Source organism: Sulfitobacter sp. W074 (assembly GCF_025142275.1).
Lineage (GTDB): Bacteria > Pseudomonadota > Alphaproteobacteria > Rhodobacterales > Rhodobacteraceae > Sulfitobacter > Sulfitobacter profundi.
In genome coordinates this window covers 1-23,965 of record NZ_CP081132.1, presented here as the reverse complement: position 1 = coordinate 23,965, position 23,965 = coordinate 1, and the positions used below count along the sequence as shown (strand labels likewise).

The 23,965-nt window shown below is 57.2% G+C and carries 21 protein-coding genes and 5 pseudogenes; 12 read left to right on the top strand and 14 right to left on the bottom strand.

All coding sequences use genetic code 11. The features are described 5' to 3' along the window. Nucleotides 1-3: 3 nt before the first annotated feature. Both K3762_RS18325 and K3762_RS18320 read right to left on the bottom strand, forming a co-directional pair. Nucleotides 4-801 (bottom strand): flavin reductase family protein, encoded by a 798-nt coding sequence (locus K3762_RS18325; RefSeq protein ID WP_260013182.1) that lies wholly within the window; start codon nucleotides 799-801, stop codon nucleotides 4-6. A 16-nt stretch (nucleotides 802-817) separates the two neighbouring features. Further along, nucleotides 818-1,876, bottom strand: a complete 1,059-nt coding sequence (locus K3762_RS18320) for an LLM class flavin-dependent oxidoreductase (RefSeq protein WP_260013179.1) — start codon at nucleotides 1,874-1,876, stop codon at nucleotides 818-820. A 124-nt stretch (nucleotides 1,877-2,000) separates the two neighbouring features. On the opposite strand from K3762_RS18320, the gene K3762_RS18315 reads away from it, so the two are divergent. Then, nucleotides 2,001-2,918: a LysR family transcriptional regulator gene (locus K3762_RS18315; protein ID WP_260013178.1), complete on the top strand. Its 918-nt coding sequence runs from the start codon at nucleotides 2,001-2,003 to the stop codon at nucleotides 2,916-2,918. Here K3762_RS18315 and K3762_RS18310 read toward each other — a convergent pair. Beyond that, nucleotides 2,893-3,801 (bottom strand): SMP-30/gluconolactonase/LRE family protein, encoded by a 909-nt coding sequence (locus tag K3762_RS18310; protein ID WP_260013176.1) that lies wholly within the window; start codon nucleotides 3,799-3,801, stop codon nucleotides 2,893-2,895. The genes K3762_RS18315 and K3762_RS18310 overlap by 26 nt on opposite strands. A gap of 87 nt (nucleotides 3,802-3,888) precedes the next feature. Here K3762_RS18310 and K3762_RS18305 point away from each other — a divergent pair. Continuing rightward, nucleotides 3,889-4,262, top strand: a pseudogene (locus tag K3762_RS18305) (amidohydrolase); the annotation flags it as partial. Between the two features lie 305 nt (nucleotides 4,263-4,567). Here the strand turns inward: K3762_RS18305 and K3762_RS18300 are convergent. Beyond that, nucleotides 4,568-5,041 (bottom strand): annotated as a pseudogene (locus K3762_RS18300) (IS30 family transposase); the annotation flags it as partial. A gap of 254 nt (nucleotides 5,042-5,295) precedes the next feature. Continuing rightward, nucleotides 5,296-5,499: pseudogene (locus K3762_RS18295) on the bottom strand (IS110 family transposase); the annotation flags it as partial. A 63-nt stretch (nucleotides 5,500-5,562) separates the two neighbouring features. Between K3762_RS18295 and K3762_RS18290 the strand changes: the two are divergent. Further along, a pseudogene (locus tag K3762_RS18290) lies at nucleotides 5,563-6,260 on the top strand (IS6 family transposase). Between the two features lie 145 nt (nucleotides 6,261-6,405). On the opposite strand, the gene K3762_RS18285 reads toward K3762_RS18290, so the two are convergent. Together K3762_RS18285 and K3762_RS18280 are read right to left on the bottom strand one after the other, a co-directional pair. Continuing rightward, nucleotides 6,406-7,416, bottom strand: a complete 1,011-nt coding sequence (locus K3762_RS18285) for an IS30 family transposase (RefSeq protein WP_243263975.1) — start codon at nucleotides 7,414-7,416, stop codon at nucleotides 6,406-6,408. A 1,019-nt stretch (nucleotides 7,417-8,435) separates the two neighbouring features. Next, nucleotides 8,436-9,464, bottom strand: a complete 1,029-nt coding sequence (locus tag K3762_RS18280; protein ID WP_260013175.1) for an IS110 family transposase — start codon at nucleotides 9,462-9,464, stop codon at nucleotides 8,436-8,438. 209 nt (nucleotides 9,465-9,673) lie between these two features. On the opposite strand from K3762_RS18280, the gene K3762_RS18275 reads away from it, so the two are divergent. From K3762_RS18275 to K3762_RS19690, 4 genes are read left to right on the top strand one after another with little or no spacing between them, the layout of a single operon-like run. After that, on the top strand, nucleotides 9,674-9,922 hold the full coding sequence (locus K3762_RS18275) for an AbrB/MazE/SpoVT family DNA-binding domain-containing protein (protein ID WP_260013174.1): 249 nt from the start codon (nucleotides 9,674-9,676) through the stop codon (nucleotides 9,920-9,922). Continuing rightward, the gene (locus K3762_RS18270; protein ID WP_260013173.1) at nucleotides 9,919-10,332 is read left to right on the top strand and encodes a type II toxin-antitoxin system VapC family toxin; all 414 of its coding nucleotides are present in this window, start codon (nucleotides 9,919-9,921) and stop codon (nucleotides 10,330-10,332) included. Before K3762_RS18275 ends, K3762_RS18270 begins: the two co-directional genes overlap by 4 nt. Before the next feature lie 27 nt (nucleotides 10,333-10,359). Beyond that, nucleotides 10,360-11,196: a glycosyltransferase gene (locus K3762_RS18265; RefSeq protein WP_260013172.1), complete on the top strand. Its 837-nt coding sequence runs from the start codon at nucleotides 10,360-10,362 to the stop codon at nucleotides 11,194-11,196. Further along, complete coding sequence (locus tag K3762_RS19690; RefSeq protein ID WP_409202473.1) at nucleotides 11,171-11,374, top strand: glycosyltransferase; 204 nt, start codon at nucleotides 11,171-11,173, stop codon at nucleotides 11,372-11,374. The genes K3762_RS18265 and K3762_RS19690 overlap by 26 nt, the downstream gene beginning before the upstream one ends. Before the next feature lie 52 nt (nucleotides 11,375-11,426). On the opposite strand, the gene K3762_RS18260 is transcribed toward K3762_RS19690, so the two are convergent. The 3 genes and pseudogenes from K3762_RS18260 to K3762_RS18250 all read right to left on the bottom strand — a co-directional run. After that, nucleotides 11,427-12,638, bottom strand: coding sequence for a Fic family protein (locus tag K3762_RS18260; RefSeq protein WP_260013170.1), 1,212 nt, complete (start codon nucleotides 12,636-12,638; stop codon nucleotides 11,427-11,429). Nucleotides 12,639-13,013: 375 nt separating this feature from the next. Further along, nucleotides 13,014-13,517 (bottom strand): hypothetical protein, encoded by a 504-nt coding sequence (locus tag K3762_RS18255; RefSeq protein ID WP_260013352.1) that lies wholly within the window; start codon nucleotides 13,515-13,517, stop codon nucleotides 13,014-13,016. After that, nucleotides 13,517-13,693 (bottom strand): annotated as a pseudogene (locus tag K3762_RS18250) (MbcA/ParS/Xre antitoxin family protein); the annotation flags it as partial. The gene K3762_RS18255 and the pseudogene K3762_RS18250, both read right to left, overlap by 1 nt. Before the next feature lie 192 nt (nucleotides 13,694-13,885). Here K3762_RS18250 and K3762_RS18245 point away from each other — a divergent pair. Then, nucleotides 13,886-14,059 (top strand): ribbon-helix-helix protein, CopG family, encoded by a 174-nt coding sequence (locus K3762_RS18245; protein ID WP_311198997.1) that lies wholly within the window; start codon nucleotides 13,886-13,888, stop codon nucleotides 14,057-14,059. Between the two features lie 813 nt (nucleotides 14,060-14,872). On the opposite strand, the gene K3762_RS18240 is transcribed toward K3762_RS18245, so the two are convergent. Then, nucleotides 14,873-15,298, bottom strand: coding sequence for a hypothetical protein (locus tag K3762_RS18240; RefSeq protein ID WP_260013167.1), 426 nt, complete (start codon nucleotides 15,296-15,298; stop codon nucleotides 14,873-14,875). Nucleotides 15,299-16,211: 913 nt separating this feature from the next. Continuing rightward, nucleotides 16,212-16,604 carry a hypothetical protein gene (locus K3762_RS18235; RefSeq protein WP_260013165.1) on the bottom strand — a complete coding sequence of 131 codons (393 nt, stop codon included), beginning with the start codon at nucleotides 16,602-16,604 and terminating at the stop codon, nucleotides 16,212-16,214. Nucleotides 16,605-17,606: 1,002 nt separating this feature from the next. Here K3762_RS18235 and K3762_RS18230 point away from each other — a divergent pair. Next, nucleotides 17,607-18,260 (top strand): 5-formyltetrahydrofolate cyclo-ligase, encoded by a 654-nt coding sequence (locus K3762_RS18230; RefSeq protein ID WP_260013162.1) that lies wholly within the window; start codon nucleotides 17,607-17,609, stop codon nucleotides 18,258-18,260. A 647-nt stretch (nucleotides 18,261-18,907) separates the two neighbouring features. Here the strand turns inward: K3762_RS18230 and K3762_RS18225 are convergent. Then, nucleotides 18,908-19,222 (bottom strand): hypothetical protein, encoded by a 315-nt coding sequence (locus K3762_RS18225; protein WP_260013159.1) that lies wholly within the window; start codon nucleotides 19,220-19,222, stop codon nucleotides 18,908-18,910. Nucleotides 19,223-19,434: 212 nt separating this feature from the next. Continuing rightward, nucleotides 19,435-20,271: a hypothetical protein gene (locus K3762_RS18220; RefSeq protein WP_260013156.1), complete on the bottom strand. Its 837-nt coding sequence runs from the start codon at nucleotides 20,269-20,271 to the stop codon at nucleotides 19,435-19,437. 498 nt (nucleotides 20,272-20,769) lie between these two features. Between K3762_RS18220 and K3762_RS18215 the strand changes: the two genes are divergently transcribed. The 3 genes from K3762_RS18215 to K3762_RS18205 all read left to right on the top strand — a co-directional run bounded on the left by K3762_RS18215 (nucleotide 20,770) and on the right by K3762_RS18205 (nucleotide 23,371). After that, the gene (locus K3762_RS18215) at nucleotides 20,770-22,059 is read left to right on the top strand and encodes a WD40 repeat domain-containing protein (protein WP_260013153.1); all 1,290 of its coding nucleotides are present in this window, start codon (nucleotides 20,770-20,772) and stop codon (nucleotides 22,057-22,059) included. A gap of 39 nt (nucleotides 22,060-22,098) precedes the next feature. Further along, entirely contained in the window at nucleotides 22,099-22,584 is a 486-nt protein-coding gene (locus K3762_RS18210) for a hypothetical protein (RefSeq protein ID WP_260013149.1), read from the top strand. 202 nt (nucleotides 22,585-22,786) lie between these two features. After that, nucleotides 22,787-23,371: an isopropylmalate isomerase gene (locus tag K3762_RS18205; RefSeq protein WP_260013146.1), complete on the top strand. Its 585-nt coding sequence runs from the start codon at nucleotides 22,787-22,789 to the stop codon at nucleotides 23,369-23,371. Nucleotides 23,372-23,965: the final 594 nt, after the last annotated feature.

The window sequence follows — 23,965 nt, the reverse complement described above, 5'->3', positions numbered from 1 at the left end:
ACCTTATTCTGCTGCGATATCCGCCAAGACACGGGTGCTGGCGTTGAAGTTGATGATCGGGCTGGCGGCGCTGCACGCGGTTTCGCGGATCCGGCCGACGACCAGGATATGGGTGCCGATCCGGTAGCGGTGGATGATGTCGCATTCCATATAGGCCAGCGCGTCCATCAGGCGCGCCGGGCGATCTGAATCGCGCCGCCAGTTGCCGGTCGCAAAGCGTGCCTCGCCCTGGGGGTTGCGCACGAAACTGTCGAGAACATCATTATTGTCACGGCCAAGGAGGTTGGCGGCAAAGGTGCCCTGATCTTGCAGCGCAGGCAGCATCGAGGAGGAGTGATGGACGAAGAAGCCCACCATCGGCGGCTCTGCGGAGATCGAAGTCAGGCTTGACACGATCATGCCATTGTCACCGGTTTCACCCTTGGCCGTGATAGCTGCGATGCCTGCGGGGAGGGCACGCATCGCAGCCTTAAAATCATCGCAGGACACGGTCTGCCCTGCAGGAGCGAACGTCAGATGCGCACGCACGCGCCCCGCCTCATCGACCCAGCCTGCCTTGGCCGCGTAGCCGAACATGGCGGCAAAGCCGTCTTCCCACTCGGTCACTCCCGCCTGGCCGGAAAGGAAACGCAGCACATCGGGAGAGAGACGGACACAACCGTCTCCCTCGGGTGCGCCGATCTTCCGAAGCGCCTTTTGCAACTGCTCTTCGGGTTGGGGATCCACTAGGACGTCAAGAGCCCGGAAGTTTTTGGGTTCGATCATTTCGACCGTCCCGGCGTCTGTCAGATGAATGCGCATCGTATTCCCCTCGTGTTCAAGCCGCGGCTTGCTGCATCAAAGCTTTTTTTACCTCGGGGATGATCTTGTCGCCCCACAGTTCGATCTGCTTCAGCATGGTCCTCTGGTCGAAGTCACCCAGCTGGGTTTGCAGTGCGATGTGCTTGGGCTTGAGGATCTCGATTTCAGCTAGCAGGCGGTCGATCACTTGGTTGACCGAGCCGACCGGCAGGTTGGCCGCCATGTCCTCCAGGCTCATCTCCTTCTTCAGCGGCACTTCCTTCATCAGGTAGCCGTCTTCGGTCTGCTGGCGGCGGTCCTTCAGGCTTTCCGACAGGCGACGTGCGTAGCGGGCGTTGTCGAGATAGCTTTCGATTTCCGCTTTGTTGTCGCTGGCGAAGCCACAGCGCAGGAAGCCTAGCTTGGTGTCGTCCAGGTAGGTGCCGGCGTTATCGGCAGATTCTTCCAGCTTATTGCGCAAGCCCTGGATGGCATCTAGGCCCCCGTGCAGGACGGTCACAAAGAGGTTGTGGCCTTCCCGCATGGTGCGCTCGCGTACCATCGGGTTGCCGGTAGTCACCCAGATCGGCGGCATCGGGCTCTGCACCGGACGGACTGCAATCGAGCTCGGCGGGATGTCCAGGTACTTGCCGTGGTATTCAAAGATCTTGTTCTGCATCGCCAGCGGGATGACGTCCATGTATTCTTGGAACATCGGGCCGGCGTCGACCAGCGAGGTGCCGAAGCGCTCGAATTCGAATTCCTGGTAGCCAGAGCCGATGCCCAGTTCCAGGCGTCCGTTGGATAGGCCGTCGACTAGGCCGACCTCGGCCAGGAAACGCGGGGCGTGGTACAGCGGCAGGATGCAGACGGCGGTACCAAGACGGATCTTGGTGGTGCGGCCGGCCCAATGCGCGACGGTCATCAGCGGCGAGGGCGACAGCGAATAATTGTTGAAGTGGTGCTCGGCGCACCATGCGGCGTCAAAGCCGGCTTGCTCCGCTAGCACGGTCTGCTCGACCGAGTTCTCGATCACTTCGTGCGAGTCTTGGTGGTAGCCCCGTTGCTGGGCCAAGGTGAAAATTCCGAATTCCATAAATACCTCCCGTATGGAAAAGTTCCTCCTCAAACTTACATTATTGTTGTGGTCGGCCTTAATCCCAAATTAAGCTGTCTCTATCCTGCAAATTTTGAGGGTAATTATGGATCGATTACGTGCAATGGAGCTATTTCAGTCCGTCGCTAAAACCGGCAGCTTTACGGCAACGGCTGTGAAGTTCGGCCTCTCCCCGACTTCTGTTTCGAGAGCGCTATCGGATTTCGAAGCCCAACTGAACGTCGAGCTTCTGCGGCGCTCGACGCGCCACGTGGACCTGACCGAGGCGGGCAAAGATTATGCCCGGCACCTTGAGGGGATCCTGGCAAGCATTCAGGATGCACAGAACAGCATCACCGCGATCAGTTCCGCGCCGCAGGGGATGCTCAGGGTGCATTCGAGAACAATGTTCGCGGTCAGTGTGCTTACCCCGCTGATTGCCGAGTTTACGCGAACTTATCCGGATATCTTGGTAGAATTGCTGTTAGGCGAGGCGAAGGTCGATCTGCGCCACGAACAGGTCGATATCGACTTTCGCATCGCTCCCCCCGACGAAGCAAGCTTGAAGCGCCGAATGCTGTTTCGGAGCGAACGCTACCTGGTCGCCTCTCCCGGCTATCTTGAACGGCGGGATGCTCCGAAAAAACCCGATCAGTTGGCCGACCATGATTGCCTGGCCTATTTGCTGCCCGGAAACAACTTCGTTTGGCGCTTCAAGGCCGGCGAGAGGATGCAGGAGGTGCAGTTCTCACCCCGTCAGATCACAAATAGCGGCCTAGTCCTGCTAGAGTTGGCCCGCCTAGGAGAGGGAATCGCCTTGCTGGACGACTACACGGTTGCGAATGACATCGAATCGGGCCGGCTAGTTCGGTTGATGCCTGAGTACAGCGTGACCAACACTAGTTTCGATGAAGGCATCTATGCCACCATCTTGGACACCCCGATGGTGCCGGCGAAGATCCGTGTGTTCATCGATTTTTTGGCCGATCGCGTTGCCGGGGCAAACCGCCGTTTCATCAACTTCCGCAATCGGCAGAACTAGGGGCGATCTGCGTGCGGGGCTGAGCGTTTCCGCGAAAGTTGCCGCCGCTAATGCGCAGGGTGGCCCCGTCGAACGGACCTTCCGCTCGAAGACGTCCGCTATCACTGATAGAGGTCACGAACAGTTCGTCCAGTCCCGCGCCTCCGAAACAGATGCCGGCGGGATGGGACAGTGGCAGATTGATCCGGTGGGTTAATTTGCCTTCCGGATCATAGCGCACGACAGCGGCGGCATGGACTAGCGCAGTCCACAGCCCTCCCTCTGTGTCGAAGCAGCAGCCGTCAGGGCTCGACGCCAATTCATTCGTAGTAGCGAAGAGTTTCTTGTCGGTCAGCTGACCCTCAGTGTCGATGGCGTAACTGTAGATCTCGCGAGCGGCGCTGTCGCAGACGTGAAAGCGGCCGCTGATGGGGCTGACACAGGGGCCGTTGGTGACGGCGATCCCGCTGTCGACTTGTTGCAGTGCACTGTTGGGCGTCAGCCGGTAGAGGCCGCCCAAAGGCGCTTCGCCTGATGCACGGAAGACATGCATGGTGCCGACGATCAGACTGCCGTCTGCCATCCCCACGCTATCGTTCAGACGTAGGTTCGAGTGGCTGTCGTCGATCCGGGCCAGGGTCTCACTGCGGCTGCCGTCGGGGGACATCCGCAGTAGCGTCTCTTTAAGAGCCACAATCAAATCGCCATCGGCATTTAGAGCCAGCGATCCACAGGGGGCGGGTACGTCGAGGCAAGTTAGCAGCGATCCGGTGGTCCTCTCAAACCGGAAGATTTTGCCGGCGCGACAATCCATCTGCCACAGGCAAGCTTTCTCCTCGTCCCACCGGGGCGACTCGCCCAGTTGTGACCGGTGTTTGCCAAAGCGCTCAATTGTGATGGCCATGCGGCGTCGGATCTCCTTCAACTCGGTGACAGGATAGAAACATTTCCCGACAAGGACCACTCGGCAATGCTGACGTTTCACGCAGTTATGCCATGCGCAAATCGCCGGTTCGAGATGCATCAGAAGGATCTGGTTGGGCTGTCCGACCGGGTTTGGGCAACGCCCGAAACGCTCTATGGGGAGTGTGCTCCTTGCGCAGAACATACCGCGATGTTGCGGGACAAAGGGTTTGCCGTGACTGAGGCCGTCGCGGGCGCTGTGATGGGTGAGGGCGGTCCCGTCATCGCCATTCTGGGCGAATATGACGCGTTGCCGGGACTTAGCCAAGAAGCTGTGGGCGACTTTCCCAAACCGGTTGAAGAAGGCGGCGCAGACCCAAGCAGGGCCACAACCTGCTTGGGTCTGCGGCCCTGCTCGCGGCCTGTTGGCACCCTTCCGGAATGACGCGCGTGGATGAGGCCTAAAGCCTTGCCTACATGCGGATGGACTTCGCCTTTACCGGGCGTGCCAGCCTTAGCGGGATAGAGGCTATTGTGGCGGGCAAAATCGGGAACGAGCCACGTCTAAGTTGAACCTGCGCGGTCGCTTGTGAACTCACGTTGAAGCGCTATTTCGGTTTGATCAATTTATCGGGGTGAGGTCACCCTTTCCATCAGGTTCAATCGGAAGATTTGAGCGGGCGTTTGATACACCAGACACTTTCGTGGCGTGTTGTTGAGACGGCCGCTGTGAGCTCACGGTGAAGTGCAGTTCTTGATATCTCGTTTTACTCCAACCGGTTCTGTATTTCCATCAGGTTGCTTTCAAAGACCTCAGCTGGCGTCCGGTAGCCAAGACATTTGCGCGGCGTTGCGTTGAGGCGGTGGCAAATCGACCTCAAATATCGATTTGTCAGCGCCGTCGGTGCGGTTGATCTTGGCAGGTATCGACGCAGCCTATTGTTCGTATTCTCAACAGTGCCTTTCTGATAGGGCGCTTGCGGGTCACAGAACCAGGCATCCGCTCCGATCCCGGCCTTGAGATATTTCCAGGCCGAGAACTCGGTGCCGCGGTCGAAGGTGATTGACTGGCGCGCGTCGGCGGGCAGGGGAACCAACCCGTTGATCAGGGACTCCATGATCGGTTTGGATTGGCGATCTTCATTACGCATCACGACGGCATAGCGGCTGACGCGCTCCACCAGTGACATCACGTTTACCTTCCCATGCTCCTTGCGGAACATCATCAAGTCGCACTCCCATGTGTGGATGCCCGCTTTGATGCAAGAGATATTTTGACGGTTTAAACATGTGATCGGGTACGGTCATGTGTCAGGCCTCAATTTGCGACGTTTCACATGCCGCGGGCCGGTATGGCGATGCGAAGGTTGGGTCCATATCAATGACACGAGCGCGGAGCTCTCTGGGAGTGCCTGGTTTTCCTAACCTCGATCTGGTCGATCATTTGTCCTTACTGTCTCAATGTCCTTCTCACATCATACCGAGCGTTGCAGGCTTACGCCGCCGCGATCGGATCTCGATAATCTTCATGCTTCGTCATCATTGCCCAAATGGTTCGGGCTGTTTTGTTAGCCAACGCGATTGCGACCAACATACGTGGTTTGCGTTCTAACATTTGCTCAAGCCACGACCCTTTAGGTGGTCCATTTTTGATCGCCCATCTGATCCGGGTCATGGCGCCGATGATCAGCAGTCGTCGGGGTGTTGTCACGTTAACGGACCTGTGGTTGCTGGTTCATTGATCTGGGCGTAGGCGGTGCCGATGCAGACAAAGATCAGCTACAAACGCCACCGGTTTCCGCCTCAGATCATCGCTCATGTTGTCTGGCTCTACGTCCGGTTCAACTTGAGCCTGCGGGAGGTAGAGGAGCTGATGCTGGAACGTGGCGTGGACGTTTCGTACGAAACTATCCGGCGCTGGAGCGTCAAGTTCGGCCCCCTGATTGCCCACGTTCTACGGCGACGGCATCCGCGCCCCGGCGATGTCTGGCACTTAGACGAAGTCGTCGTGAAGATAGCGGGCCGGTCATACTGGCTGTGGCGCGCGGTCGATCAACACGGCATGGTCCTTGAGGAAATCCTTCAATCGAGGCGAGACAAGCGCGCCGGAAAGCGGCTTTTGGTCAAACTGATGAAACGTTGGGGATTCGTGCCCAAAAGGATCATTACGGACAAACTGCGCTCATATGGGCTGCCAAGCGCGAGGTCGCGCCTGGCCTTGATCATTGGTCACACAAGGGGCTCAATAACCGCGCCGAGAACAGCCACTTGCCCTTCCGAAAACGAGAGCGAGTGATGCAAGGCTTCCGATCGCCGGGTGGATTACAACGCTTCGTATCTATGCAGTCCGCAACCCGCAATCGTTTCTCTGTCCCAGCCCGCCGCCGCTCTGCCCTCACCATCCGCTACAATCGGCTCGAAGCATTCGAGGCGTGGAAGTCCGCGGCACATGCCGCTTGATCAATGATTGGCATGCCAACTTGAAAAGTCGACGACTTAACGTGACAACACCCTTCGCACTACAGTTTTCTAACAAGAGTCGCACTTGAGGGTAGCGGGCGCCCGGTGTGAGTTCACGGTGAAGTGCAGTTTTTGATATCTCGTTTTACTCCAACCGGTTCTGTATTTCCATCAGGTTGCTTTCAAAGACTTCAGCGGGCGTCCGGTAGCCAAGACATTTGCGCGGCGTTGCGTTAAGGCGGTGACAAATCGACCTCAAATATCGATTTGTCAGCGCCGTCGGTGCGGTTGATCTTGGCAGGTATCGACGCAGCCTGTTGTTCGTATTCTCAACAGTGCCTTTCTGATAGGGCGCTTGCGGGTCACAGAACCAGGCATCCGCTCCAATCCCAGCCTTGAGATATTTCCAGGCCGAGAACTCGGTGCCGCGGTCGAAGGTGATTGACTTGCGCGCGTCGGCGGGCAGGGGAACCAACCCGTTGATCAGGGACTCCATGATCGGTTTGGATTGTCGATCTTCATTGCGTATCACGACGGCATAGCGGCTGACGCGCTCCACCAATGACGTCACGTTTACCTTCCCATGCTCCTTACGGAACATCATCAAGTCGCACTCCCAATGGCCGAATTCTAAGCGTTCTGAGACACGCTCAGGCCTGTGTGACAGGCTTTGAATGTCGAATATGTGGGCTCTGTTGTGCCTGCGGTAACCACGCGGCCGACGGCGGCGGCGATGCTCAGGGAGATGGCGGTAGAACTGTTCCTCGCGACCGTCTTTGGAATAGGCAAAGCGATAGATCGTCTCGTGGCTCACGCGGATCGGGTGCCGTTCGAGCCGCATCCTGCCGGCTATCTGTTCGGGCGACCAGCCAGCCTTCAAGCGGTCTTCGATGGCGGCTTTCAAATCAGGGTGAATGATCATCTTGCGATGGATCGCGCGGCGCTGCTCATATTTGTCCTGAGCGACGAGCGCGTGATACCCGTTTAGCTCAGGCAGTTCGCCGTCCGTGTACCGATTACGCTTAATGTCTCGGTAGATCGTGGAGGGGTCGCGACCCAGTCGATCCGCGATCTCTGAAATCGACATTTTGGCTTCAAGCCACTTTGCAAGCTTGCGACGTTCGTCCAGCTTCAGGTGACAGTAGTGGGTTCCCATTCTTCATACTCCATGCAACTCTCTGTATTCGTACAGAATTTGCACTTCGTTTGTGAATCCACCCGGCTACAACTCGAAATCCAATAAGCTAACTTATGTAATATACCGCGAGTTTGATTCGTGAGATGGGTCCGCTTACGACGCCGTGGAGTCTCCACCCGGGCCTGTTTTCCCCGCCAGCCCTTTTGCAAATGCACCCCAAGGGACATTTCTATCTGGGCCTGCGCCGCTGCTTCTGCGGATCCCGGGCGGAGATCGCGTCTGATATGCGCAGATTTTTTTTGATACAGTTCTGCTGCACGGCCTTCCGAGATGAATTTCATTCGTACGGCCGACGGGATCAACACCTCGTTCTGCTCGGCAAGCTGTAACAAACCAGCGCCGCTTTCAAAATGCGTAATTACCAACTATCAAAAACGGCACCTTTCCGTTAGGGTCAGGACCCATTGATTTGAGCGGAACAGCGTGATTCACCGTCCTAAAACGGAGGGGTGATATGTCTGATCTTTTTTTGTTGAGCGATGCGCAGATTGTCAATCGGCAGTCAATCCGCACCCCCACGGGGTCAAAATTGCATGCTTGTTCACAGCCTTGAATACCGTCAGAGCTTTCTATCCTTGCGATCCGCCAAGGCGACCTTAAGCGGGCTCGAGGCAATACGAACGATCAAACGCGGTCACGTCCATCACAGACAACCAAGAGTTACGGGCGAGATCGCGTTCATCGAGGGACTGTTCGACCCCGCCCCTGCATAGCCCTGTCTCCAATGTCGGCATCCTTGCGGCCGTAGTCAATTAACGCAGCATGTATAACCGCCCCTTGCGCAAGAGGTAATTTCGGAGCTGATAGTGACGCGTTATCGGGTGCTGACATGTATCCGGCCTCTGATGCAGCGCACTACATGCTGCGGGCCCGTATGGTGTTCGGTGCGTACTGACTTGTTGAACCTGTCTCACGACTATTGCGCCAAACTACTCCTTGCCCTCTTACGCTCCGACGTTCTCGCAGCCACGGCAGCCTTATGCTGCCGTTACCGGAGACTGGTAGACACCACCACGGGCCATCAAGGCCCAGACGATGCGCGCCATTTTGTTTGCGAGTGCCACCCGAACTAACATCGGTGGCTTGCGTAGCAGCAGATTACCCAACCACGTTCCTGGCTGAGCCTCTTGATGGGTGTGTCGTTTGATTATGACACTGTTCGCACCAATAATTAGCAATCGTCTCAGAGATCGCTCTCCCATCTTAGTCGTTGCCCCAAGCCTTTGCTTGCCGCCCGTCGAATGTTGACGCGGCACCAGCCCAAGCCAGGCCGCAAAATCACGCGCCCTCCGGAAGTTTTCTGGTGGCGGAGCAAGGGTAGCAATTGCAGTGGCAATCAGCGGGCCGATACCTGGTACTGTCATCAGGCGCCGCGCAAGCTCGTCTTCTTTGGCCCGGCGGGTGATCTCGGCATCAAGCTTGGCAATTTCAGTTTCAAAATGCCGGAGTGTTGCAATGAGGGCTTGAAACGTTGCAATGGCTTCCATTGGCAGTTCACACTCTGAACACTCAACGAGTGCCACGAGCTTCGAGGCATTTGCTACGCCTTGGGGTACGATTTGCCCGAATTCATTCAAGTGCCCTCGCAAGGCATTGATGGTTTGGGTCCGCTGCCGGATGAGAAGTTCCCGGACACGGAAAACCATTGCCGCGCCTTGCGTTTCTTCGCTCTTCACGGAAACAAACCGCATTGTCGGGCGCACCGCAGCCTCACAAATCGCCTCGGCATCAGCAGCATCGTTCTTTTGCCTCTTCACGAACGGCTTAACGTAGGAGGGCGGGATCAGCCGCACCTCGTGCCCCAACTTGCCGATTTCGCGGCCCCAAAAGTGGGCACCCCCACAAGCCTCCATTGCAATCACACAAGCTGGTAACTCATTGAAGAACTCCAAAACCTGACCGCGTCGCAGCTTTTTGCGAAACAATACCTTGCCAGATGCATCGGCACCGTGAGCTTGGAACACATTCTTTGCGAGATCGAGACCAACAATAACAAGCGTTGACATAACCGTCCTCCTAATTGGATCAAACATGACCCACCTTGACACAAGAGTGACGTCGGGGGGGCGGTTACAGCATAAGTCCCCAGAGGATTGCCGCGATTTGGTTAACGCGCGCTTAACGAAAGCTTGCGCCACCCTGCGCTGCGGCATCTTGAAAACCGGGCAGGGGGGTAATACCTTTGACTTATCATTCCTTACCAAGGGCGATTCCGATGCCGACCACCGTGACATCCAAGGGCCAAGTGACGATTCCCAAGGCCGTGCGTGACCTATTGGGCCTCCATGCCGGGAGCAAAGTGAGTTTCCGCCGCACGCGCGACGGACGGGTGGAGCTTGTCCCGCAGAGAGAGGTGCGGGCCGAAAGCAGTTTTGCCCAGTACCGCGGCCATGCGGGAACGGGGATGGACACCGACGCGATCATGGCGCTCACCCGAGATTTGCCAGCGGAGCCTGATGCTTGACCCTTATCGATACCAATGTGCTGCTGGATTTGGTGACAGATGATCCGCAGTTCGCGGATTGGTCGATTGCGCAGCTCGAAGCGGCCTCACTTGCCGGTCCGTTAGTGATTAACGATGTGATCTATGCCGAGCTTTCGGTGCGTTATGACAGCAAGGAAGCGCTTGATGCTTTCGTCAGCGGCATCAGGTTAAAGCGCGATCCCATTCCCGATGCGGCGCTGTTTCTCGCGGCGAAAGTCTTTCGGAAGTACCGCAAAGCGGGCGGTACGCGCAGCAGTGTTTTGCCGGATTTCTTCATCGGGGCCCATGCCGCGGTACGGGGGTGGCCTCTGCTCACCCGCGATCTGGGGCGTTATCGGACCTACTACCCAACCGTCGATGTCATCTCGCCGGTTAAAGACAGTTTCTAAAAAAATCTTTCTTGTTAAGCCTTTGGTATGACCTGTAGCCCGAAATTGGCCGTGATCGAGAAGGGTGGGAGCCGATTTTCGAGGGACGCCAATGCATATCTTCACCTGCTTACCCGGCTTCTTCGGGCCGGTTCCGAGGAGAATACGCTTGAGACCCGTCGCTGGCAGATTGCGCAAGGCCACAGGGTGTCTCTCATCTATGGGGCCGCGCCAGAACCCTTTTGGGAGGATCATCTGCCACGTGGTCTGACCCGGGTTTTCCTGCTTGAAATGATGCATCCGATCCATCCGGTGCAGGATATGCGCGCGCTGATACGCCTGCGCCGAATCTACCGTCAGCTAAACCCTGACGTGATCCATACCCATCAAAGCAAGGCTGGTATTCTTGGCCGCCTCGCCGCGCGGGCGGTGCCGGATGCGGTGGTGGCCCATGGGTCTCACATCGTTCCCTTCGAGGGCGTTGCCCCTGCAAAACGTGCGCTCTACCTCGTGGCAGAACGGTTGGCGGCGCGGCAGACAGACGTGTTCATCGGGGTGTCCGAAACAGTGGGGCGGGCTTATGTGACCGCAGGGATCACGCGGCGCGGGCGGGTGCATTGCGTGCGGTCTGGTATGGACATCGCCCGTTTCCGCAACCCGGCGTTGCCTGCCGATTGGCGTAGCCTCTTGGGGGTGGCGCGCGGCAATGCGCGGCCCCGCGTGGTACTGATGATGGCGGCTTTTGAACGGCGCAAACGGCATGTACCGTTCCTGCGCGGCTTCGCGCGGGTGGCAGATACGATGCCGGATCTGAAACTGCTCCTTGCGAGGGCCGGAAGAAGCGCGCATTCGCGCGGCGGTGGAGGGGCTGGGTCTGCAGGATAAAGTCGTGTTCTGCGGCCACCGTTCGGACCCGGAAGCTCTGTTTGCTCTTGCTGATCTGTCGGTGCTGACTTCAACCCGGGAGGGTCTGCCGGTGGCGGCCCAATTCATGGCGGCGGGATGTCCAATGGTGGTGCGGGAACTGCGGGCGGCCGAAAAAGCCAAAGGTCAGTCTGAGTGAATACGCGCTTGCTAATATGGCCGACGCGCGGAGGCTCGCGCGTCTCTTGCGATTAGACAGGGGGTGTCTGCAGGTCTCTGTCGGCAAACAGATTGGGGAAAAGCCGTTCTCGATAGTCCAATGGAAACGCCAATCTCACCGGGGTCTTCGGAGAAGCGGAGGCGAGGTATCCCGCAGCCGTAAGTTTGCTAAGAGTGTTCCGCGCGGTGCGCTCAGACGTCTTGAGGGCAATCTGCGCGTCGCCCCGTTCAAGCGCCCCATGTCGAAGCACCGCCGCGATCAGATCAGGTGCGCGCTTATCATCAATGGTATCTTCCACGAGACGCCGGTAGCGCTTTTCCAGCCCGGCGAGGTCAAACAGCTTTGTGGAGAACGTGATTTGATCGAAAGAGACCTTTAGGAACCACGCGCAGAACGTTTTCAAAGCGGCTTCGGAAAGGTTGCCGCGCCCGTCGCGGTCTCCACGTCGTGGGCTGTCCGCGAGATCCATCATACGCTTGTATTCACCGCGATCCGCCAGTCCGCGCGCAAGCCCACGGGAAGCCGACCACAGGCCTTGGCCTCCAATTCCGGCCGTGAGAGCCATGGCATGCGACATCAAGCGGCTGACGCGTCCGTTTCCATCCGGGAACGGATGGATATAATTCAACCGGTGATGTGCCGACGCGATCGCGATAATCCGACCGCTCGACGACCGTGCCGCGATCTGAAAACGCTTATCGAAGTGATCCATGAAGGCTGCGACGCGTGATGAGGAAGGGGGCATGTGGCGCCCGACGGCTACCTCCTTGTCGCCCTGTTGGCGCATGTGCCCGGGAATGATCGGTTTGCGTGTTCCATCGGGATGTTCAATCACGCGAAACTCCTCGGGCATTTCGTCGTAGAAAACCCTGTGTACCCATTCAAGGAATTCAACGGACGTGGGCCGGGGTAGGGTGCCAGCGCGATGCATTTCGTCGATTGCGCGCTGAACAATGACATGCGCGCGCCCTTCCAGGGCAAGCGGGCGGGTCTCTTCCTCGAGTTCGGCGCCGGCGAGCGCGCGTTCAATGTCTCGGGGGCGTGTGTTGTGACCTTCGATCAAGTTCGAGTAGTAGCAGTTCATTACGCGCACGAGGTCCGCAAGTTCCTCCGCGCTATCCGGGTGCAACCCCTGTCCCAGTTGCGCAGCTTCTTTCTGGAGGTCGACTGAAAGGTCAGCTAGCTCAGCGGGGATGTACTCCTCGAAGAAGCACGGTTCGATTCTGCCAGGTGTTTCCAACATGTTTGCCGATCTTTCCCTCGTGAATTCCCTTTCAATTTAAATGTTAAGACGAAGAAAGTGAAGGGAATTGCCGATATGGGTTACCGATCGTGAGTGCCGGATCGACAAGCATACGATGGCAAGGCTGTCAGAATTCCAGCCGGAAACGGGCGGTAATCCGGGTGAGGTGAAAGCGAAATTTTGTCCGAAATCGTTGACGCGCTTACAAACTTGCTCATCCTGCGTAACCTGCATGCCTAGGTTCAGACAACGTCCTATGTTGAGAAATTCAGGCAATTTAGGTCATTAGATCATGGGGCACCTGGCATTTCGGCTACGCTGATATGTTTGACCTGACGTGCTCTGCAGCCAAAAGTGGCCTCTCCCATAGCCTCGTCAGCCTCCTAGCCATCTTCGGAAGTTTTCGTCTTTGCGCTTAAGTTCGCCCCGCGCGTTATTGGCCGTTCGCTCTGCGTACTCATCAAGATCGCGGTATCGATCTTCGATAATCGGGCTGCGCTTGCGTATCGCGCTGGCAACATCAGCTTCGATCCATCCATCTTCCAAAATGCGTTTGGCGATCCTGTAATCCACGCTGCCGTCACCCAGGTACCACCCCTTTTGTCGAGCTTGGTACACATACATCGTCCGCAATCGCTCGTAGACTGTTGGGGCGTCGCGGGACCCAAGTGTTTGTTGCTTTTTTGCGATGTCCTCAAAGTTTTCTGCTGACGTGATGTCTTTGAGCCGGTACACAGGGGCGCTCTCGACAAAGCGTTTTACCAGCTCCTCGTCGGGTTCGGTCGGCCGAAAGGAGCGATCGTGCGCCCTCTTAGCAAGATAGAGCGCGGCGATGCTACCCAATATGCCACAGATCGCGATCAGAGCTTGAGCAGTCATCACGCGTAGACACCTGCATCAACCGCATCGAGATACTCTAAGACCTCCCGTGCCCTGTCCTCTTGGACAAGCTGCATCGCAGTGCGGCCGCCTAGCCCTGGTAAGGGCTCTGATTGATACCATGCATAGGCCAGCTGGGCTGACCCGAACCGCGGTTCAATCACCCTAAGTACATCATCTGTAAACATGGATGGATGGTAACAGATTTCCCCCGGGGATGGTAGATCTGGTGACGCGGGCGCGAATATTTATAAAAATGCAAAGCCATGCTCTGGCTCTCGTCAGCCACGGTAATAGCCGGCAATTAGAAGCTCAGCTGCGGCAAATGTCCAAATTACCGACTTAGCAACCTGTCAATAAGTAATATTATGAAATCACGTGGAAGACCCAAAACGGACACCGCTCCGATCATGGTTCGGATGCCAACAGCGCTGATAGAGGCCCTCGATGAAGCGCGGCGGGCGGAGGAGGACCTGCCGAGCCGGCCGGAGCTGATCCGGCGCATAGTGGAGCAGTGGGCTATGGGCAGGCGGGGCCAATAACGCCCCGCTTTACGCGCTCAGTGCGGACATGAGCGCTGATGTCAGCACTGACCTGGGAGGTGACGTCAGAGCGGGGCCGGCAAAAGAGTGTCTCGGCGATACGGAATTTGGTCTCGCAGTCTGCATGGAGTGATAGAGAATGGTGAAGAGATCATCATCAGGACGTGGTGGGTGTTCTGGGATGTGGGACTTGAGCATCTGTCATCGTCAGATGAGAGATGGGGCGTTTGGGCGGCGGTCGCAGCGCTTTGGCGGACGGGACGAAATCGGCTACATCGACAAAGAGGTGAGAATGCGCCTCATGGCCTCAAGAGGCCGCTTTGGAATGAAATAGGCCGAGACTAAAATCACTGGAGCGTGGTGGTGGTGGTCAAACTGCGCTTTTTCTTGCCTGTACGTAGCTGGCGGAGGTCTCTTCCGCTCTCAATTGCCCTTAATTATTGGGAAGCCCATAATTTGGCGTAATTTATTAGGAGCGCCATAATTGGCCTCGGGCTTCTATTTTTTGACGCCTGGGCCGATAGGGCAGGGTGGCCGGCGTTGGGGGGGGGAAGGCAGAACTGACGCCTCCCACTTATATGATATCATGTAATCAAGACGTAAGTCAGCTGCCCGATGCAGATTGCCGCGCGGTGTGCCTGGCGGAGCTTTCCGGTTTTTGTAAAGCGATCTGTCTTCTCGGGGCAGTACCTGTGCTGAGGGTATCGAGGGCCCTCTACGGTCTCGCGCTCGGGGACGGGACCGTAAGGTGCTGTCGCTTGGCTTGCAAAGAGACCTTGAAGCAGCTCCGATTTGACCGCGCCACTGGGTACGTTACCTGCGCAGCGCGCGCGCCAGTTCAGCTTCGCGCTTGCGGATGCCTTTTTTCAGAAGGCGGAGCACGGCGTCTTTATCTTCCCCTGCAAGAAGTTTGTTGTACGCGCGGCCGATGCGACCGACATGGGTCGCGTTGTCGGCTTTATAGACTTTGGCACAATGAGCTGCGGTCCGTGCGGCCACCATCTGAGAATAGGGCCACGCCTGGCTGGGAGAGCGGCAGGTGGTAACGCTGAGAGTGCGTTCCAGAGCATAGAAGCGGCCTGCCTTATCCCATTTCCCAAGAGGGTGGCTACGGCGGGTGGCACGGTCCGCGTACTCAAGGCCGGCCCTGATCTCTGCCTCAGAATAGGCCAGTTCATGGGCCAGTTTGAAAAGATATGCCTTAACTGTCGGTTCGGAAGTGCAGTTGTTGGGTGTCATGACGAAGTCCTTTTCTAATGTCATGACAAAATTAGGCGCCGCAACTGTCCCAGGATATGCTTGGCCCATAGATTATCCACATGAATGATGCGTGACAGGCCTACGGCGCGTGTAAATCCAAGAAAGTTCGATGTTTGGAGTGGTTTTGCTGAGCCAAGACGACACGAGGGCAATTAGAGCGCGGCTCTTGGGGAAAAGTTTTTCGCGGGAAACCAAACTTACGTAGGGGAGTGGGCGTCAGGGGCTCATGGCCAAAGAGTGCTTTGCAAACCCGTTTGGAAGTTTACAGGTGTCCGGGCGATGGCTCCATTTTGCCAGGTCGGGGCGCGCAGCAAAAGGTGTGCTCGCGAGGCTGAGCTTTTTGTGATCATCGCAGTGCGTGCTCGTAATGTCGTTGGGAAGGATCAACCGGACTATTTGATATCATGTAATCAATGCCGGCGGTAAGTAGCCCGTGCCATTCTCCGGGGGCACCCAAATAGGCGTGCCACCAACCTTCGCGGGGAGGCCAACTGGCAGCGCCCGACCGCGGCTGCGCCCGAGTGGTGACGTAGACTAAGACTGTAGAGGAATTGGATGCGTTGCCTGACCCAAATTGAATGGTAGGAGTGGGCGGACTCGAACCGCCGCGCTGACGCTAATCTGGCATCTGAAGGGGGTATAAGGCCCATTGCGCACCATGCCACTCCCGAACGTTACGAGCTGAATCAGCTCGATATTCGGAAGTTCAAAATGATGGGGCCTGTCGCGCTCATAAAGTGAAGGTGTCGAATGCGCGTCGAACAGTCAAGCGCTTAAAGGTCTCAGGCGGTTCTTGGGCCCTGCGGCTTGGTGTCGGTCACAGCCATGAGATTTAGCGTTTGCAGCCCGGTTCCAAACCAATCGATGCACCAAAGTTTTCGCACTGGAACAGCTACCCGGCGCGTTCACTGACAAGGACTTTCAACGTCCCGGCATCGTTGAGCACCTGTACGCGCACAACAATACCGTATCCAATGCCGCTGAAGACGGCTTTCCGCAGATGTTCATGTCCCGGCATGATGGCGCAGTTCCCAGCGATCCGCGCCCGCATTGTTTTGTCAGCAAAGATCGGGTCGGAGTCGTCGGCCTGCCCGCGTTTTCTGAACCTGTGGTAATTGGCCCGGTCCTGTTGAACTGCAGCGCACACGCTGCCCAATGGCTGGCCGCTTGAGTTGACAAGGTCATGTGGATCAAGCCGGGCGTCATAAATTGCCATGATATTCTGTGCAGCAGCAGAACTTGTAAACGCTATTACGGCGATGCAGCCGAGAATGAGACTTTTCACGTTAGAACTCCCCTAGATGGATTGCGGCTTCCCAGTGAGCGATACAGTTTAAGGGTCCTGTAAAATTCAAAACCAGTCAAGTTTTGGGGCAGTTCATTGGACTGTTTGGCACGGCAATGAAACAACCTGCCAGGTTCCCAGCCGCCAGCGGCGCCTTGCGCAGAATGACCGCACAGCGCCTTGCGCCACTGACGGGCAGCCCAGGAGCGCTATGACCTGGAAGCGGGGGCCTTTTGGAAGGGCCGCTGCATCGCAGGGGTGCCGACCGCCTTCAAGCTGGACTTCCCTGAGGCTCTTTGGCCAAATTCCTGCCCGATTTGCCCGGCAGACTGGACAGGATGTTGAAGGTCACGAAGTTCCGCCGCCGCAAAATCGGTTGGTCATTTTTTCTGCCGATGATTGGCTGCGCAGTCTTGCTATCGGCGATCGCGCTGCGACCTGAGCATCCAATCGCCGTTCGGCAAGATGCCAGCAAACCGCGCATACTAAGAGGGGGAGGTGCATGGTCTGGCGGTAATGCATGGAAGGGGCGTCATGGAACACGAGAAACTTCGGCTGCATCGCCTGGCACACAGCTTATTGACTCCGTGACCCGCGTTCGGGACGGCGATACCATTGTTGTTGGTCTTATCCCGATCCGGATTGCCAATCTCGACTGTGCTGAACGCGGCAGTGCATCTGGCGCTCGCGCAACGCAGCAAATCACCAGGATCGTTAAAGGCGTTCAGCTTCGATGCAGCTTGGAAGGACGGCGTAGCTATGATCGCGAAGTCGGAGTTTGCCGGTTACCCGACGGACGTGACATTGGGGAAATATTGATTGCCGGGGGTTATTGCGCGCGGTGGCGCGGGTGAGGTCTTTGATGCCGTGCCGGTTTTGTCCCCCGGGCCGTGTCGTTGGTATTGTCGCGCGAACCGACTTGACCGACGCCCTTGCGCGGCAGCGTTTAAAACCCGATCTTCTATCAGACATCGATGATGGCGGGTCTGGGAAGGACTGATCATGGAGGATGGCGACGCAGGCGGATCGGCTCCGTGTATGGCGCATCTGCTGATCGACGGGACCCCTGTCGATCCAATAAGGATGCGGGATGTGGCCCGGTTTCGGGCGGTGGAGCGTGCCCGTCTGCTGGAGGCACGGCGGCACTTATCTGTTCAGCAGCGTAGCGAGGAGACCCGAAGTTTGGCCGCAAAGCTCGAGACCCTCGTCGCTCCGCAGAAGGGGATGAGGATCGCTGTCTATTGGCCCATTCGGGGCGAACCGGACCTGCGCGACTGGATGGCCAAGACGCATGCCGCGGGCGCAACTATTTTGCTCCCGGTTGTCGCGGAAAAAAACGCGCCATTGAGCTTTCGCGCTTGGCAGCCAGGTTGTGCGATGGCGCGCGGCGTTTGGAATATTCCGGTACCTGCGTGCGGCGCAGAAGCGGTGCCGGACATCGTGATCTCGCCCTTATTGGGTGTAGACGACGCCTGTTTTCGGCTCGGCAATGGCGGTGGATATTACGACCGGACCTTGGCGCAGTTCGATCCTTTGCCAAAGGTTATCGGCGTCGGATTTTCCAATTGTCTCATTCCGACAATTTTCCCCATGCCGTGGGATATTCCGATGGACAGAGTCGTCCTTTCTGATGGACCAGTTCGTGATCGTCTCTAGACCTGCCTGTAAACTGGTGGTGCTGTACATCATGACTGTGTCCACCTGCCATAGTCTTTGACGCGGGGAGCCGCCGTCTGAACCATTAAGTTGTCCTAAGTCTACGCCAACCCCGGCAATTAGGGCGGGTTGCTGTCGACTTACGCCTCAACTGACCTGAGCTCACCGAGCTTGGCGATGGCGCTGATGTCAGGGTTGATCTGAGGGGTGATGTCAGCGCTGAGCTGGCTGCCTCTGCCCCTTTCTGGGATTGGCCATAGGCGGGGCAGGGCCCGCATGCAGGTAAGGTCGGTTAGGGCGCGTGTTGATTAGACACGCCCTTGTCTGTGCAAGGTAGGTTGGCCAGTTGGGCCGTGCGGCTTATATCGGTGTCTGCGATAGGCGTTGCAGTGTGAGCGCGGGAAGACCTCATGTGAGAGGCTTTGTCTAAAGCGGCCAAGTGATTTCCGGCGAGAAAGATTGTAAGCGCCAATAGCCCCCCTGAGAGAGCGATGCGCAGCCTGCGACCACGACGGGTGCGCTGGTTCACGTTGCTGCTGTTGTTCGCTTCGGTCTGGCTCATGCAGTTCCCTTATTGCGGGAATGCGGGCAAATTATGGCATGGGTGCGATCAGCATGTCTTCTCTTTGGGGAAGTACCGGGCTTTGTTAGCCGAAGTCGAAACGTGCCTGGCGGGGGTCGTGTTTTGAGCCGCGCGTGGGCTTTTTGAAGGGCTTCAAGGCTTCAAGCTGCGCAAAAACCTGTGTCTGCGCCAGGCGGTCGCGCCGCAGCTGCGCGCGGGTGGCAATGAAGGATTTGACGGCAGCAAGGTCGTCTTTGGCCACCCAGTGACTGGTGCGCACCAAGCCCTGTGCGCGTTTGTTCGCATCATGGCTGCGGGAGGTTGCGGCGCTCTCCTGGCGTTCGGCCTTTGTACGGCGGCGCTTGTGTTTGATCTGATCTGGCATGGGCATGTTCGACATTTTGCGCCGGCTCCTTAATGGGGTGTCTAAGGGGGAGCTACGCGCTGGTTTTGAGAGGGATAGGTTCGGAGGGGGCGTCTTATGTGGATAACGTCACGGTCTGTGCGCGCAGTGCTGATGCATCGGGGCAAGGGGGCTGGGGCAAACCCCGCTCTGCCTAAAAAAGCAAGAGCGGGGGCAGAGGGCGCTGCAGGAACGTGGAAAGCCCCTGTTTACCAGGGCTGATCCATATGGGAGCGGCTGCCCGCAAAGGGGACCTGGATGTCCGCCGCGATCAGAAAGGCCTTTTCCATCCGCGCATAATTGTCCGGCGTGTGCTCAACGTCATCGTACTGTTTGTAGGTGATGCAGCCGTAAGGGTCCTCTTCCTCTTCAAAAAGATTGGAATCTTCGATGCACACCAACATTGTGCCGTCACCGGCGTCATAGACCTTGAGACACTGCTCACCGTTGCCATAGCCGCCAATATCAGGGCGGCGCCAAAAGAGGTCTTCATCTTTGATGCCCATCTCGAGGCGCTGCAGATTGCAGATATCTGCGGTGGTCATCTCGACCCAATCTTTGTCAAACCACCCCATCACATCTTCGATCAGGGCGGCCTGGGCCACGATGGCATCGGCCTTTGACCCGGTCTCAATGGCTTTTTCGAAGGCCTCTTTCTGGTCCGCGCTCAGATCGAAGTTGGAGCCTTCATCAGCGGAGACGAAGCTCACGTAGAGATATGGGGTGTAGCGCGTCGAAAGACTCACGTTCACGCTCCAGGTTTCATCGAGATCAATATATTCGTCGAGTTCAATGAGAGGAGAGTAGACCTGGATTTTGACGTTGCTCTCCGGCATCTCGCAGGCCGCCGCCGCGCTGATATCGCCGTCCTCGTCGAGCGACCAGCCGCGGGATTTGAGCTCGGCCCAAGTGGCAGCGCCGTGTTTGGCAGCCGCTTCGGCAAGCGCGGCGGCCTTGGTTGTGACGCCCTGGGCGGCCAGCTTTTTTGCTGCGGCTTTGATATCAGAGAGGTTTTCGCCGGTGGCGAGCATATTGAGTTTCTTCATTGTCGTTCTTCTTTTTTGTTTCGCCGATTTGGCGTTTGCAGTGAAAGCGCTGTAGGGCGCCCTTGGTGTGAAGAAGATGCGCGCCGGATCTGCATGGCGCAAATTTTGGGGCTCGAATTGATGTGGATAACCTTGGCGGCGCTCATCTAAGTGTATGTTTATAAATGAGTATTTTTTGCAGGGTTGAATGTGCCCGCAAACGCGCGGGCCACGGCTGGGTTATTTTTTAGTAAAGAAATGTCGGATTTGAGCCGCGGGGGAGGCGCAGGACCAGCCTGTCGAATTATGGGGGAGCCGCCGAGAGGATGCTTAGACAAATGGGGCGCGGTGCGAGACCAAAGGTATCTTCATGCCGTCACCGAGACGCCGAAAGCATATCCGGGCTGGAGGCCAAGCAGGCGTGGGCATAGGTCCTGGCATGCGCCCTCCATCCAATCGCCAAGGTTGACAGAAACAAAAGTTTCCCGCCTGATTGTGCACAGGACGAGGAGAGATCCGATGCGTCTTCTTTTTGCAGCCCTTGCCTTCCTTGCCGGGACGTCCCTTTTGGCGGAAGATTTGGCCGACTATCAATCACGAGATTTTGCCGCCGCTTCGCATAAAGCGCTCGGCGCGGGGGACCGTGTTAAAGCCATTGTTGCGGCGTTAAAGGGATTGCCAGCAGAGCCGGGGGAAGATGCGCTTGCGCGGTTCGATGAGGCCTATGATGCTCTTTTACGTGCGGCGGTATCTCGTTCTGTTCGTCTTGATTTGCCCGTCCTGTCTGTGTTCGAGTTTGACGGGACGGGGACGCGCCTTGCAAGTGTCGGGCTGTTCCCCTCGCCGGACGGCGACCAGTCTCAAAGCGGGCTGACGCTTTGGGATCCGCGAAGCGCAAAGAAGCTGGCCGAACTCCTACCGATCGAGGCTCTGACCAGCGGTGCCTGGGGAGTACAGGCCCCTGCCTTTTCTCCTGACGGCCGCTTTCTTGTCCAGATGGCCCCGGTGGCGGGTGTGGCTGTGGTTTTTGATGCCTCAAAGGGGGAGGAGATCGCGCGCTTGCCGGGCCATGCGCCGGGCACACTCCCAAACTCGGGTGGCGCCGCTTTTTCACGTGATGGATCATTGCTTTTGACACTCGCCGCATCGCCGACCGTTGCTCATCTGTGGGACACGGCCGACTGGCAACGCGTCGCCAGCATGGAATTTGGAGAGTTCACGCTTCTCAGTCCCATTGATGGCGGCCGAGACGGCGTTATGCATTTTGTCTCCGCCGATGTTGCGCAGGGCACCCCGCCCCCGGTGGCGCTGTGGAGCATCGCACGCGAAGGTGCCAAGTTGGTACACCGCTTTCCAGATGAGCCTTCGGGGCTTGGCGTGCATTGGGGCCGGCTCGCGACGGATGATGGGGATCATGTATTTGCGATGCCCAACGGCAATTTTGACCTGATTGTCTTCGAGCGCGAGACGGGCGCCGAATTGGCCAGGTTGCCGGCGTCGATCCTCGGCCAATCTGCGGGACTTGTTGCTCCATCCGGTGATGCGGTGCTCCTTCTGTCTTCTATGGGCGCGATGCCCCGGCGTTTGATGTTTGATGGTTCTGATGCGCCTCTCGAACCTGCTGATAAACTCGTGGGCATTCATGGGGTGTTCTCGCTGGGCGGCGAACTCATCGGCGGATCGCCAGATATGCTGGGTTACCGCGGGGATGACATGCCTCGGGGAACGGCGCTTTACCAACGCATGATGTCCTCTTTGTCAGCCGATCGTCAGGCGGAGGTCGCAGCGGAACAGGTGCAAACCGACTGAACGATGTGCCCGAAGGGACAAGCTGATTGGGAGGATAGTATGATCAAAATTTTAGGATTGGTTCTGGTTTCTGCTCTTCTGGCGACAGGCGCGCGCGCGGAATGGATGCTTCGGCGCCCAAGCGCGGGTGATGATCACGGCAGTGCTTTCGCTGTAAACGCGCAAGGTCATCGACTGGATATCGGCTGTGGCAATGGCGGGTTCATAGATATTTCACTCACACCCGATACCCGTCCTGCAGATCTCAAGTTCGTGGGGGAGGGGGCCGTCCTCTATTTTCAGGTGGACGGGGGCCCCGGTCTGCAGATGCCGGCCACCTGCGGCGCACAGGGGTGCACCCAGGATTTTATGCTGGGGGGTGAACCCTGGCCCGTCAGTCAGATGCAGGCAATTACATCTGCCCTGCGCAGCGGGTCTCGTGTAGATGTCCTGCTGGGGGGAAAAGTGATGTCGCGCTTTGATCTATCCGGCTCGTCGGCCGCTTTGCGGGGGCTTAAGTCTCGGACCCGATGTGAGGGGCTTTAACCGCGTTTTTGGGGGCAGGCCAATTAAGGATATTTTGGAGGAAGCACGCCTGTCCTTTAGGTTGCGATAGCTGCGGTGCCTGATGGGCGCGCTTCAAATAAGGATGGCTTCAGATCCTGACGGTCAAGTTGCCGCGTGGAGGGGCTTGCCCACCGGCGTGCCTCACCGGTGGACAAACTCGGTGTGAAGAAAGGAAGGGCCTGTGCAATCGATCTTGTCGTGCGCTTTAGACAGTTGGGAGATTGGTATTGGAGATCCGGGCTGGGGCGGGTGGTTGATCGTAGCGCTCTACGCGGTGACGGGTTTGTTGGCTCTCCGGGTGGCAAGTGTCGCGCCCTTTCCCAAAACATCGTGCCAGCGTGAACGGGTGTTTTGGGGCGTGTTGGGAGGCGGCCTGCTGCTTTTGGGGATCAACAAGCAGTTGGACTTGCAAACATTATTGACCGATGCCGCGCGCTGTCTGTCTCAGATGCAAGGATGGTATGAAGCGCGCAGACCTGTGCAGATAGGGTTTATCATCGGGGTTCTTCTCTTGATGCTGACCGCAGCTGCTGTTGTCTGTGTTGCTTTGCGCGGAACCTTGCGCCGCACCGGCATTGCCCTCACCGGTGGTGTGATCGTATTGGGCTTCGTGGTTATCCGTGCTGCAGGCTTCCACCATATGGATCGACTGATTGCAATTGAGGTCGAGGCGGTCCGTCTCAATTGGCTTTTGGAGATGGCGGGACCAATTTTGATTTTGATCGCCGGTTTGCTGGCGCTGCGTGAGAGGCGCCCCAAAGGGTAGGGTCTGAAGCAGGGCATGCACAGGCTGGGCTTGCCGGGGCTGGGGCACCTTTTTGCTGGGAAGGTTTTTGTGTGAGGGCGCCTTGAGATGTGCTGGAGGCTGTCTGTAGGTCGTGTCGCCGAGGGTGGGGGGCTTGGGAGCAAAAAGCCCATTTGCGACCGGCGGAGGGGCAGATCTGGCTTCTGAAGGGGGTCATCTGAAAAAATCCCCTTTAAAAACAACGCTGTAACGCTGTTACGGCCCGTAACACTTTAAGTAACACCTGCAAGTGTCTGAAATCTATCTCATTTATATATATTTATCTATCTGTAACAGAAATATAGAAAAAGTGTATATGCGAGACAGACAGGTCTATTGATCATTGTGCGCCAATATTAAGACATATGTGGGCGTAATGCGTTACAAAGCCTAAGGTGTTGAAATTATTCAATATTTTTGTAACAGGGGGTGTAAAACGACCATTTTGGCGTTTCCGGCCTGAATAAATCATTTATTTACAATGAGTTGGTCCGTTACAGCGGGGCGTTACACCCTGTGTGAGATCCCTGCGGTGCCCGTTTGGCGCCTCTCGACGGCTCTTGGGTTTCCGATCCG